The organism is Nocardia sp. NPDC019395 (assembly GCF_040632335.1).
In the GTDB taxonomy this organism is placed as follows: domain Bacteria; phylum Actinomycetota; class Actinomycetes; order Mycobacteriales; family Mycobacteriaceae; genus Nocardia.
In genome coordinates, this window is sequence record NZ_JBEYBT010000004.1 from 367,940 (window position 1) to 380,842 (window position 12,903).

Annotated in this window: 10 protein-coding genes; 5 read left to right on the plus strand and 5 right to left on the minus strand. The window is 65.2% G+C overall.

The genetic code is table 11. The annotated features are described in order from the left end of the window. Positions 1 to 70 precede the first annotated feature (70 nt). The 4 genes from ABZ827_RS15160 (at position 71) to ABZ827_RS15175 (ending at position 4,076) form a co-directional block, all read left to right on the plus strand. Positions 71 to 1,771 carry an AMP-binding protein gene (locus tag ABZ827_RS15160; protein WP_357237276.1) on the plus strand — a complete coding sequence of 567 codons (1,701 nt, stop codon included), beginning with the start codon at positions 71 to 73 and terminating at the stop codon, positions 1,769 to 1,771. Between the two features lie 54 nt (positions 1,772 to 1,825). Then, on the plus strand, positions 1,826 to 2,764 hold the full coding sequence (locus ABZ827_RS15165) for an acyl-ACP desaturase (protein WP_357237277.1): 939 nt from the start codon (positions 1,826 to 1,828) through the stop codon (positions 2,762 to 2,764). 14 nt (positions 2,765 to 2,778) lie between these two features. After that, positions 2,779 to 3,030 (plus strand): acyl carrier protein, encoded by a 252-nt coding sequence (locus tag ABZ827_RS15170; RefSeq protein ID WP_357237279.1) that lies wholly within the window; start codon positions 2,779 to 2,781, stop codon positions 3,028 to 3,030. Between the two features lie 65 nt (positions 3,031 to 3,095). Next, positions 3,096 to 4,076 (plus strand): ketoacyl-ACP synthase III family protein, encoded by a 981-nt coding sequence (locus ABZ827_RS15175; protein ID WP_357237281.1) that lies wholly within the window; start codon positions 3,096 to 3,098, stop codon positions 4,074 to 4,076. Here the strand turns inward: ABZ827_RS15175 and ABZ827_RS15180 are convergent. From ABZ827_RS15180 to ABZ827_RS15200, 5 genes are all read right to left on the minus strand, one after another. Then, positions 4,045 to 5,031, minus strand: a complete 987-nt coding sequence (locus tag ABZ827_RS15180; RefSeq protein WP_357237283.1) for a helix-turn-helix domain-containing protein — start codon at positions 5,029 to 5,031, stop codon at positions 4,045 to 4,047. The genes ABZ827_RS15175 and ABZ827_RS15180 overlap by 32 nt on opposite strands. A 371-nt stretch (positions 5,032 to 5,402) precedes the next feature. Further along, complete coding sequence (locus tag ABZ827_RS15185) at positions 5,403 to 6,860, minus strand: catalase (RefSeq protein WP_357237285.1); 1,458 nt, start codon at positions 6,858 to 6,860, stop codon at positions 5,403 to 5,405. Between the two features lie 329 nt (positions 6,861 to 7,189). Beyond that, positions 7,190 to 8,326 carry a hypothetical protein gene (locus ABZ827_RS15190; RefSeq protein ID WP_357237287.1) on the minus strand — a complete coding sequence of 379 codons (1,137 nt, stop codon included), beginning with the start codon at positions 8,324 to 8,326 and terminating at the stop codon, positions 7,190 to 7,192. Between the two features lie 106 nt (positions 8,327 to 8,432). Beyond that, a complete protein-coding gene (locus tag ABZ827_RS15195; RefSeq protein WP_357237289.1) occupies positions 8,433 to 9,494 on the minus strand; it encodes a tartrate dehydrogenase in 1,062 nt (353 codons plus the stop codon). Then, entirely contained in the window at positions 9,491 to 10,861 is a 1,371-nt protein-coding gene (locus tag ABZ827_RS15200) for an NAD-dependent succinate-semialdehyde dehydrogenase (protein ID WP_357237439.1), read from the minus strand. The genes ABZ827_RS15195 and ABZ827_RS15200 overlap by 4 nt, the downstream gene beginning before the upstream one ends. A 668-nt stretch (positions 10,862 to 11,529) precedes the next feature. Between ABZ827_RS15200 and trpB the strand changes: the two genes are divergently transcribed. Next, positions 11,530 to 12,771, plus strand: a complete 1,242-nt coding sequence (gene trpB / locus ABZ827_RS15205) for a tryptophan synthase subunit beta (RefSeq protein ID WP_357237290.1) — start codon at positions 11,530 to 11,532, stop codon at positions 12,769 to 12,771. Positions 12,772 to 12,903: the final 132 nt, after the last annotated feature.

Consider the following 12,903-nt stretch of genomic DNA (forward strand, 5'->3'; position numbering starts at 1 on the left):
TGGCCAGACGTTGTCCCGTCCGTTGCCGGTCGGCGGACGGGACAACGGAATTGGTGCGGGCGAGGATGAGATGACGTTATCAGCAGTTTGGTCCGCACCGACCCTTGGCGAGGCCCTGGATTCCCTCGCCGCGAGTGCTGCCTCGGGCGACCGGGTTATCCGCTTCCCCGACCGAGCGGGCGGTGATGAACGGATCAGCCCAGCCGAGCTGGCAGAGGCCTCGAAGCGTTTTGCTCATGGGTTGCTTTGCGGTTCCGAACCCGGTGGTGTGGTGGGGATTCTGCTTCCGCCGAGTCCCGAGTTCCTCATCGCGTGGTTCGGCGTCATACGCGCCGGGAGCGCGGCGACCGTCCTTCCGGTGACTCCGGCCCACCCGGCAAAGCAAGCCGTACACCTCAAACAGCTCGTCGACGTGGCCGGACTGCAGACCGTGGTGACCGGGCCGGAGTACGAGTCCCTGGCGAGCGAGCTGCGGAAGGTCTGTCCGGGGCTGCGGCTCATCACTGTCGCGGAGAGCACGCCCGGCGCCGGAGCGCTGCCGGCCCTGCGGCCGGACAGTGCCGCGTTCGTGCAGTTCACATCGGGCAGCACCCGGGCGCCGCGCGGCGTCCTGCTGACTCACGCGAACATCATGGCCGGCCTGACGGGGATCGTGCGCTCAGGAGAGATGACGGCCGCTGATGTCTGGGCGCAGTGGACTCCGCTCTATCACGATATGGGCCTCTTCGGCATGATGTCCGGGCTGCTCTCCGGGATGCAGGTCAATCTCGTCGCTCCGCAGACTTTCATCCGGCGGCCGGAGCGGTTTCTGCAGGTCCTCGCCGATACCGGTGCCACTATCACCACCGGCCCGAATTTCAGCTATGACCTGATCGCCCGCGTGGCCCGTGCCAACCCCGATCTGATCGCGGGACTCGACCTTTCCCGATGGCGACTGGCCATCAACGGCGGGGAGGTGCTCTCACCGCAAACGCTCGACGACTTCGCCGCCGCGCTCGCGCCGGCGGGTGTCGGTCCGTCGGTGATGTTTCCGGCCTACGGAATGGCCGAGGCCACCCTGGCCATCACCTTCCCGCAGCCGGGCAGCCGACCGGCCACCCTGTGGGCCGACCGCAATACTCTGGCGGAAAGCGGTGTGGTGCGTACGCTTTCCGCTGGGGATCCCGCCGCTACCGGTCTCGTCTCCACCGGGCGCCCCGTGGTCGGACTGGAAGTGCGCATCACCGCGGGTGACGGCTCGCAGTGTGCTGAGGATCAACTGGGCGAGATCCAGGTTCGCGGCGCGGCAGTGACTGCCGGCTACTACCGAGATCCCGGATCCACCGCCGAACTATTCGACGGTGGCTGGCTGCGTACCGGCGATCTCGGGTTCTGGCACGAGGGGCAGCTCTACGTCGGCGGCCGGCGTAAGGAAATGGTGATCGTGAACGGCCGCAATTATTTTCCGTCCGACGCCGAACATGTTGCTCGCACGGTGCCGGGTGTTTACCGGGGCCGGGCGATAGCTTTCGCCGATACCGAACACGCCGCGGATGGCCGGGTCGGGGAATATATCGGCTTGATAGTCGAATCCGACTATCCGGAAACCGATTACCCGGTATTGATCGATCGGGTTCGCAAGCAGGTGACCGCGGAGCTCGATCTTTCCGCAGTCCGGGTGCATCCGGTTTCGCCCGGCTTTCTCACCCGCTCCACCAGCGGAAAATGGCAGCGCCTTGCGGCTGCGGCACGACTTGCCGACGGGGGGCACACCTACTCGCCGACAGGGTAATTCGCGAATTGTGCGGATGTAGACGCTCGACCAGGTTTTGCAGGAGTAGCCATAATGACAAGCACGACGGAAAAGCATGACCTCGGCATAATGACCTATTTGGCGCCGGTTGTCGCCGAGAACCTGGACCGGCATCTCAGCCTCACCAAGGAATGGTTCCCCCATCAATTCGTCCCGTGGAGCGAGGGCTCGAACTTCGACGGGCCGCTCGATGGCGACCCCTGGGAGCCGGGTCAGAGCAGGCTGTCCGAATCCGCACGAGCGGCACTGATCGTGGGGCTGCTCGGGGAAGACAACCTGCCGAGCTATTTCTTCACCCTCCTGTCCGCGTACGGAAACCACGGCGCCTGGGCTGAGTGGATACGTCAATGGAGCGCCGAGGAAGCCCGGCATTCCGTGGTGTTACGGGATTATCTGCATACCACCCGGGCGGTGGACCCTATCGCGCTGGAGCGGGCGCGGATGGCGCATATGGCGAACGGGTACGTCAACGCACACGAGGGCGATGGGGTGCTGCGCACCATCATGATGCTCAGCATGTCGGAATTACAGGCCCGTGTGATTCACCGCAATACCGGAATGCTCAGCGGCGACCCGATCTGTGACCGCATCATGGCCAGGCTGGCAGCCGACGAGAATCTGCACATGATCTTCTACCGGAATCTGGTGGAGGCCGCACTCGAAATCGATCCAGAGGACGCGATGGTCGCGCTCTGCGATGTGATCACCGTCTTCGGCGGACCGGCCCAGCAGATACCGGACTTCACCGCGCTGTCGCGTCAATTCATGAAGGCCGGCGTCTACACCAGCCGCATGCATATCGACTCGGTTATCAACCCATACGTGCGTCATCTGCGTCTGCTCGACCGGACAGACCTGGGCCCGGCCGGACGGCGAGCGCAGGACCGGATCGGTCGCTATGTCAACCGGATCGAGTTGGCGTGCCGCCGCTTCGAGGCCATGCGCCAGGACCCACAGCGCCAATCGAACTGATCGAGGGATCGACTATGCCAAACCCCACCGAAACAGCCGCCGTCGCCGTATGCGATCTGTTCGCCCAGGAACTGAAGACACCGGTGCAGCTCGATGACGTTATCGAGCAGCTGCCCAATATCGAATCGGTACGGTTCATGCGGATCCTCACCCGCATCGAAGACCACTTCGGGATCGTATTGGACGACGAAGCGGTTTTCGCGGCGGCGACCGTCGGCGAGCTGGCGCAGATCGTCGCGCAACCATCGTCGGGCACGCACGTCTGATGGGATTACTCGCTGCGATAACCGGATCCAGGCAGGCCGAACCCGCCACGCAGCCTCTTGCGAGAGTGCCGCTTTCGGTTGGGATCGCCGGGGCGACCACCTGCCTGCCGGACCGGCGCGAGACCGCGCGGGGCAGCGGTATCGACGAAGACGATGCCGAAATATGCGACCTGGAAGGCTACCGGCGGATTCCCGTCTGCGACGGGAATCCGGTGACGGATCTCGCCGTACCCGCCGCGTTGGACGCCCTTCGGCGCAGTGGTCATCAACCCTCCGATATCGATCTCGTGATCTACGCGTGGCTCGACGACCAGGGTGACGCCATGCCCATTCCGCATACCCGGCTGGCGCGGCTGATAGGTTGCCAGGACGCGGTGACGATCGGTATCCAGCAGAAATCCGGCGGCGGTGCCATCGCGCTCGAACTGGCCGCCGAATTGCTGAACAGCGGCCGGTACCGGACGGCGCTGGTGGCGACCGGCGACGTGTTCGACCACGACCCGCACACGAGGTGGGTTCGTCACGGCAGTCAGGGCATTATGCTCGGCGACGGCGCGACAGCCGCGGTACTGGACCGGCGCCCGCGCCCGTTGACGGTCCACGCCGTGGCCTCGGCGGGGCGGCCGGACACCGAATTGCAGTTCTCCCAGCCATCGGCAACATCTGGTTCGGAACCCGTGGAACGGGTCCTGAACCCTGCCGCGGTTCCCGCTATGCGGAGTGCGATATCAACCGCTGTCGCCGAGGTCCTGAGCGCCACCGGGCTCGAACCGGATGATCCCGGGATCCGTTTGGTCGCGTTCAGCAGATTGGGGCGCACCCTGCTACGCCGGGTCTACTATCCCGCACTCCCCAAGGGGCTGCCACGGCCACTCGAATTGACCAGTGAGACAGGGCATCTCGGTGCCGGCGACCTGCTCGCCAACCTGGCGCACATCCAGGACAATCGGCTGATGTCGCCCGGTGAGTACGCGTTGCTGGTCAACGTCGGCATGGGTTTCAATGTGACCGCCGTCATCGTACGGGCCGACGCCGCGGACGCGTGACCGCCGCGGCGCTGCCTTTCGACAATTGTTCGCGTACCTTGCCGGGAGTTGTCTTGTAGTAATTCACGAAGGCCTGGTGGAAGGTTGCGACGTGATTGAATCCGGACGCAGTGGCGACTTCGTGCATGTTGCGGTAGGTGTCGTCCTGTAGCCGATCCCACGCCTTTTCCAACCTGAACCTACGCAATAGTTCCGCCGGTGTTTCCTCATCGCCTTCGAGGGATTTGTACAGCTGGCTGACCGAGCACTTACAAGCGGCAGCCAGGGAGTTCAGCGAAAAATCCGCGTCATCAGAATTTTCCCATGCGACCTCGCGGATTCTTTTCGCAAGGGGGGATCTCGTATCGAATTCGAATTCCCGCTCGTCGAGCGCATATGCGAAGAGCTGGAACATGATTTCGGTGCCGCGCTTGAACTGGCGAGCTGTCATTGTGTCTGCGAAGGAGTTCATTTGCTCGATATGGGACGCGAGCATCGCCACCATGGGCTGATCGCGTTGCAGTATCGGCGGTACCTCGGCTACGAGACGACGCGCCAGCGCACCGTCCGGGACCGTCGCCATGAGGGCGACGATTCCGCTGCGGTGTTCGAGGGACATGGGGTAGTCCATACGGAAGACCCCGACCGAACCGGGAGCGAGATCCACCGTCTCATTGCGTCCGGCGGTCAGGCCCAGATGTCCCCGAATCGGGACGATCAACCTCTGGCCGGCATCTCCGTCGGAAGCTGCTTGCCGCGCAGTTCGGTCGTATTTCATGTCTGTGGAGCTGAACTGGGCGACCACCCGGTTCTGCCAGCGTTGGACCCCGCTCGATGCAGTGAAGTTATCGGTGTCTCCGAAGTGGAAGGTGAACGCGCCCTGCATCTCTGTGACATGGTCGGCCCACATACCAGGGAGGTCTTCCTGGCCGGAATCGTCGGGCTCGAACCCGGTGACCTCCAACTGCTCGTCCACAACACCCCTCGGCCGTACAAGATTTCACGGTCGATATTACAAAGTTCCATAGCTCCTGTTCCGCGATGCGGCATAGCGTCGCTTCTGCCGCAACACAGATACGACGCCGCTGGACATCCATAACCGGGAGGGGAGTGATGGATGTCGGCTCCTGTGCCCGACTGATCAGAAGCCTCTATGCCGCGGAGGCAGAAGAACCGCTCGGGGACCGCGGCCCTGAGCCGCGTGAAGCGCGCTTCACGCGGGGGCTGCAGTTCGGAGCAAGACCACGGGAAGGGGACCGCTCCGGACCGCGCCCAGCGGTTCTTCTGGTATTCGAGCCGGAGTGTGGCCGCCGGTATACCCCGGCGACCACACCGGACAACCGTCGATCAGGACTGTGCGCGGACTCCGTTCTCGATCCGGTCGCCCAGCTCCTTGTCGACATTGCGCCAGTACTCGAAGGCACGCTGGAGGACCGGCTCGCTCACACCGTCCAGGAGGTGGCCGACGATATTGTTCACCAGGCGTTCCCGCGCCGCGTCGTCGAGGACCGTGCGGACCATCGTGCCCGCCTGGCCCCAGTCGTCGTCCTCGGCGTGCAGTGTGTACGCGGACCGGACGATCTCACCGTCGGTATGCCAGCCGGCCGGTTCGCCGTAGCGGTCGGTGTCCGGCCGGACTCCGCCTTTGGAGTTCGGGGTGTACACCGGGTCCGCGACGGGGTGGATGCGCATCGCGCCGTCCTTGCTGTAACTGCGGACCGGCACATGCGGTGTGTTGACCGGTATCTGCTGGTAGTTCGCGCCCAGCCGGGCCCGGTGGGCGTCGGCGTAGGAGAAGATACGGGCCAGCAGCATCTTGTCGGGGCTCGGACCGATACCCGGCACCAGGTTGTTGGGCTGGAATGCCGCCTGTTCGATCTCGGTGTGGTTATCGGTGGGGTTGCGGTCCAGCGTCATCCGCCCGACCTCGATCAGCGGGTAGTCGCTGTGCGGCCACACCTTGGTGAGGTCGAACGGGTTGAACCGGTAGGTTTCGGCGTCGCGGAACGGCATGATCTGCATGTACAGCGTCCAGCTGGGATATTCGCCCCGGTCGATGGCCTGATACAGATCCCGCATGTGGTAGTCGCTGTCGATACCGGCGGTCCGGTCGGCCTCGTCCTGGGTGAGGAACTCGATGCCCTGGTCGGTTTTGAAATGGTATTTGACCCAGAACTTCTCACCCGCGGCGTTCACCCACATATAGGTGTGGCTGGAGTAGCCGTTCATATGACGCCAGGTTTTCGGGATACCGCGATCACCCATCAACCAGGTCACCTGATGGGCCGACTCCGGGGACAGCGTCCAGAAATCCCACTGCATATCGTGGTCGCGCAGGTTGTTGTCGGCGCGCCGCTTCTGGGAGCGGATGAAGTTCTGGAACTTCATCGGATCGCGCATGAAGAAGACCGGCGTGTTGTTGCCGACCATGTCGTAATTGCCCTCGGACGTGTAGAACTTCAGGGCGAATCCGCGGGGATCGCGCCAGGTGTCGGGGCTACCCCGTTCGCCCGCGACGGTCGAGAACCGGGCGACCATCTCTGTCTTGGTGCCGGGCTGGAATACCGCCGCCTTGGTGTAGGCGCTGACATCGCCGGTGACCTCGAAATGGCCGAACGCACCGCTGCCCTTGGCGTGCGGCTGGCGCTCCGGGATACGTTCCCGGTTGAACTGCGCCATCTGTTCGATGAGGTAGTGGTCCTGCAGCAGGATCGGTCCGTCGGGTCCGACGGTCAGTGAATGCTCGTCACTTTCGACCGGAATGCCGGCGTCGGTGGTCAGGATTTCGGGCTTTTCGCTGGTCATGCTCGCGGCCTCTCCTTCCGAGCGAATGGGCCGGCTCCGGGACTGCGGAGCCGGTGGCCTGATCGCGTGGCCGGATCGAGCGCGAGGAAGGAATCCTGCCCGGGACCGTCCACACACTAGCTCTTCCCAGAATGTCACCGGGCAATCAGGAGGGCCACATATAGGTGGATGCGTGACGTAGCCGCGACCGGCTGACGACCGCCATGAGCGTTCTGATCGCCGGCGTGAAAATGTTCGCCGAAGCGATCGCCTGGCGCCGCATTCGGGTCGCCCCTACTGTACCGGCACCTTCCCGGCGGCACTCACCTGCTGGGGCCATCCGGAAACGTTTACGTCAGGATCCACTTCGCTACCTGATTCTCCCTGGCGCCCCGGATCTCGCCGGACCATTTCTCGCCGGTGATCCGGCCGTGGGTGCTTATCTCCCTCAGCCGGTCGAGTGCTCCTTCGATGGCGTCGTCGCCCAAGCCGGTATCCCGCAGAGCAGTCCGCAGCTGGTGCGGGTCGATAGCGCGGACGCTGTCGAGGACCTCCTTGCTGAGTTCTTTGTTGTGGAATTCCCTGACGAAATCGGATCGGATCCCGTAACGGGAATCGGGTGTTGTGGGAAATGTCAGTGAGTGGTCGATCGCGACGAGTTCCCCGTCGCGGCCGGTGCGGTAGTTGCCCCAATGGCGGTCGGTGTTGCCGATGACGTAGTCGAGCACGGCCATCCGCTCGCGCTGCACCTCAGGGTATTTCTTGTTCGGACGCAGCCACTCCTCATAGATGGCGGCTCGCTCTTCTTCTGACTTCGACTCTTGCCATCTCGTAAACGAGGCTTCTCGCTCTTTACTCGGTCGCCGTAGCCACGCCACCTTCGCATGACCAGGGGACGACAAGACCCATTGCTGGTTCGACCCCGGGCCGTAGGGCCCCTTCTCGACGAGCGTGGTGGGTGGCACGAGGCCGAAACCCAAGGCCTCGTCCACCCGGTAGGTGGCATTTTCCCGAGCCGCGTGCTGCCCGTAACCACGAGGGATCCCGTAGCGCAGTGGATAGCACGCGGGATAAGCCGTCGCGGGCATCATCAAACTCTCCAGATAGGAGGGCTTGTATACGGTGCGCGCACCGCCGAGGGAGCGGCCGATGAAGCTGGCACCGAGGCCCTCGCTGATCGGGATCGGTTTTTCGGGACTCAATGTCCGCAGCGCCCGCTCCATCGTGCTCGGCCGGTAGGTGCGCTGCGCCATCTCCAACGTGCCGGGCCGGTACCCCTCCTCGATCGTGTGCGCACCGAACCGGTCGGACCTGGACAAAAGTGCCGTACTGCGGGTCGTGTGCACGAAATCGCGGTAGTTCGTCACCACAGCCCCCGCTACCCGATCGGCCAAGCCGTCGGTGATCCGGCAGAGTGCGGCGGCAATCCCGATGCTCAGACAGGCCTCCCCATGAACTGGTCGCACGATCTGCCCGAAGTATCTCACGTGCTCGCCGTACCGGTAACTCCCCAGTCGTGGCGGCGTCGGGTGGGGGACAGGCCGGAATCATGTCCGGGACCGGCAGTGGACAGTGCCGGTCCCGGACCTGTGGTCAGGCGGGCATCAGGGCCGACGCGCGGTCGGCGATCTCGGTACCGGCCTCGGCGGTGGTGGCGGTGCCGCCGAGATCGGGGGTGCGGGGTCCGCCGCTGCCGAGGACCTCGGTGACCGCCCGGTCGACCGCGGCGGCGGCGACGTGTTCACCGAGATGGTCGAGCAGCATGGCGCCGGCGAGGATCTGCGCCACCGGGTTGGCGATGCCCTGGCCGGCGATATCGGGTGCGCTGCCGTGCACGGCCTCGAACATCGACGGTGCGTCCCGTGCGGGATTGATATTGCCGGAGGGGGCCAGCCCGAGTCCGCCGGTAACCGCGGCGGCCAGGTCGGAGAGGATGTCACCGAACAGGTTCGAACCGACGATCACGTCCAGCCGGTCGGGGTGCAGCACGATCTCGGCCGCGAGCGCGTCCACGTGCATCTGCCGGGTCTGCACCGCCGGGTATTCGGCGGCGATACCGTCGAAGATCTCGTCCCAGTACGGCATGGAATGGATCAGGCCGTTCGATTTGGTCGCCGAACACAGCAGGCCCTTGCGTTCGCTCGCTCGTTCGAAGGCATAGCGGATGATCCGTTCGCAGCCGACCCGGGTGAACACCGATTCCTGCAGGACGAATTCGTCGGGGCGGCCCGGGTTGTGCCGGCCGCCGATCTCGGAATATTCGCCCTCCGAGTTCTCCCGCACGATGAGCAGGTCGAGATCGTCGGCGCCGCGGTCGCGCAGGGCCGAGGTGGTTCCGGGCAGCAGCCGGACCGGGCGGAGGTTGACGAACTGCCCGAAGGCCCGGCGCAACGGGATCAGCAGACCCCACAGCGAAATATGGTCGGGTACCCCGGGAAACCCCACGGCGCCCAGCAGGATCGCATCGAATCCGGCGAGCCGCTCCGGGCCGTCCGCGGGCATCATCGACCCGGTCCGCAGATAGTTCTCGCAGGACCAGTCGAATTCGGTCCATTCGATACCGGGCAGCACCCGGTCGAGGACCTTCACCGCTTCCACGGTCACGTCGACGCCGATGCCGTCGCCGGGGATGGTCGCGATCCGATATGAGCTCACAGGGCCACTCCGATGTATTTGATCTCGAGGAATTCGTCGATACCGACCAGGCCGCCTTCACGGCCGAGGCCCGATTCTTTCACCCCGCCGAACGGTGCGGCGGGATTGGACACCACACCCTGGTTCAAGCCGACCATGCCGGTGTCGAGGGCTTCACTCACCCGCAGCCCGCGCCGCAGATTCTCGGTGTAGATGTAGCCGACCAGGCCGTACGGCGTGTCGTTGGCCCGGTCGAGCGCTTCGTCTTCGGTATCGAAGGTGCTCAGGCAGGCGACCGGACCGAAGACTTCGGTATGGCAGATCAGTGCGTCGTCGGGTACGTCGGTGAGCACCGTGGCCGGATAGAAGTTGCCGGGGCCGTCGACGGGGTCGCCGCCCAGCAGGACTCGGGCACCGCGGGCGCGGGCGTCGGCGACCAGTTCGGTGACCTTCGCGACCGCGTCGGTGTCGATCAGCGGGCCGACGACGACGCCGGGTTCCGTGCCGGGCCCCAGCGGCAGTTGGGCCATTCGAGCGGTGAGCCGCTCGGCGAAATCGGTGGCCACGTCACGGTGGACGAAGAACCGGTTCGCCGCCGTGCACGCCTGCCCGATATTGCGCATTTTCGCGGCCAGCGCGCCGTCGACCGCCGCGTCCAGGTCGGCATCCTCGAAGACGAGGAAGGGGGCGTTGCCACCCAATTCCATAGAGGTGCGCATCACGGTGCGCGCGCACTGCTCCAGCAGCACTTTGCCGACCGCCGTCGACCCGGTGAAGGACAGTTTCCGGGAGCGGGGATCGAGAATCAGCGGGGTCATCAGACCTCCGGGATCCGAGGTCGTCACGATGTTCACCACTCCGGAAGGCGCCCCGGCCCGCTCCAGGATCTCGGCGAGCGCCAGCGTGCACAGCGGTGTCTGCTCGGCGGGTTTCACGACACAGGTGCAGCCGGCCGCGAGCGCCGGTCCGATCTTGCGGGCCCCCATGGCCATCGGGAAATTCCAGGGCGTGATGAGCAAGCTCGGACCCACGGGCTGTTTGGTGACCAGGAACCGGGAGCCGCCGCCGGGAGCGGGCATATATCCACCGTCGAGCCGTACGGCTTCCTCGGCGAACCAGCGGAAGAACTCGGCGGCATAAGTGACTTCGCCGCGGGCCTCCGCGAGGGGTTTGCCCATTTCGAGGGTGGCGATCAGCGCGAGGCGATCGGCCTCGTCGAGCATCAGGCGATGGGCGCGCATCAGGATATCGCTGCGCTCGCGTGCGGGGGTCCGTGCCCACGCCGACTGAGCTGCCGCGGCCGCATCGAGTGCGGTCAGGCCCTCCTCGGGTGTGGCGTCGGCGACGGTGCGCAGCTGTCGCCCGGAGGCCGGATCGACCACCGGCATGGTGGCCGCGGCCGGGCGCCATCGGCCCCCGATGAAGAGGCCGTCGGGTACGGACTCGACGGCAGCGCGTTCGGCGTCGGTGAGTGTCTCTTCGGTGAGCACGGCGACGGCTCCTCCCTATCGGCGCCCGGTAATACCCTGGGCTGAATTGTCGACAATCCTACAATAGAGGTTGTCTTGGCGGGGCGGGGCCGGGGGAGTGAATCGGGAATCGAACACCTGACCTTTCCGCTGAGAGGGCCGGCCGTCCGCCTCGAGCAGCGAGACGCCGCTCGGAGTCGTACTTCGTTCGCGGCGGCGACGACTTCCACGTCGTCTCGTCGCCATACCGGGGCTTGGCACGCACGGCCCTGGCCTACGGGTTCTGCCTCGAATCCGGAACCTTCTGGTGGCTGCCTGCGCGTGTCCCTCATGCTCGACGGCGGGAGTTGAGTCGTGTACGGCCGGTCGTCGCGCCGGGCGGAGCGGTACGAGCAAGGTCGCCGCGTGCCGAAGTGCGGCGGCGCGCAGCGTATGCCGGAGGTGGCGCCAAGCATATTCCCGTTCATGGGAATGAGTTGCCGATACCTTTTGTACTGTTAACTAGTCCGTTGCCGGGAGGTGACCCGGCGCTCGCGCCCGGGGCACAGAATCTCCTGGTAACGGGAACGAGAGAGTGCGGGTGTTGGATGGTCATCGGTCACGGGCTGGGTCAGAGTTCGAATCCCCACCGGGATCTGCCCGATGACAGAGGCCGCTTCGGAAGATTCGGCGGCAGATACGTTCCCGAGGGTCTCATGGCCGCACTGATCGAACTGGACTACGCCTACGAACGGGCACGTGCGGACGAGGGATTCGTCGGTGAACTGGCCGAGCTGCTGCGCGCCCGGGTCGGGCGGCCGACGCTGCTGCATCAGGTGCCGGGTTTCGCGGCGCGGCTCGGGGTGCCGGGCGTGAAGGTCTATCTCAAACGCGAGGATACGGCGCATACCGGGTCGCACAAGATCAACAATGCGCTCGGGCAGGGACTGCTGGCCAAGCGTATGGGTAAACGCCGGATCGTCGCCGAAACCGGTGCGGGGCAGCACGGGGTCGCGGTGGCTACTGTCTGCGCGATGCTCGAAATGGCCTGCACCATCTATATGGGCGCCGACGATATGGAACGGCAGCGGCACAATGTGGTGCGGATGCGGATACTGGGCGCCGAGGTCCGGGCGGTGGAAACGGGTAACCGCCGGCTCAAGGAGGCGATCAGCGAATCCGTTCGCGACTGGGTCGCGCATGTGGACAGCACCCACTATCTGTTCGGTACGGCAGCCGGGCCGGCTCCCTACCCCCGGATCGTGCGCGATTTCCAGACGATCATCGGCGTGGAAGCCCGCGCGCAGATATTGGCCGCGGAGAGTCGGCTGCCCGATTACGTACTGGCCTGTGTGGGCGGGGGAAGTAACGCTGTCGGCACATTCCACCCCTTCGCGGGAGACGCCCACGTGCGGTTGGTGGGTGTGGAAGCAGCGGGCAGCGGTATCGGAACCGGTGCGCACGCGGCCTCGCTCAGTGCGGGTTCGCCGGGCGAGATGGACGGCAGTTTCAGCTATCTCCTGCAGGACGACGACGGACAGATAGCGGTGACGCACAGTGTGGCCGCCGGTTTGGACTATCCGGGAGTCGGACCAGAGCTCAGCCACCTCAAGGAGATCGGGCGGGTGCACTACTCGGCCGCGACCGATGCACTCGCCCTGCGCGGCCTCCGGATGCTCAGTCACAGCGAAGGGATCATCCCCGCCCTCGAATCCGCCCATGCCGTGGGCTATCTCCTGGACCTGGCCGAACGCGGTGACCTCCCGGACGATTCGGTCGTCCTGCTGTGCCTCTCCGGCCGGGGAGACAAAGATCTGGAGGTGGCCGCACAGCGGCTGGGCCTCGGCTGAGAACTGTGCCGGGCACTACTCGCCCGTAGCGTCGCGATTCCTTATCCTCCCAGGCGACAACGGAGTCGGAACCGCTTTTCCCCAGACGAACAGATCGGCAGACTGTGAACGCCACGACCTCTGACTCCCTCC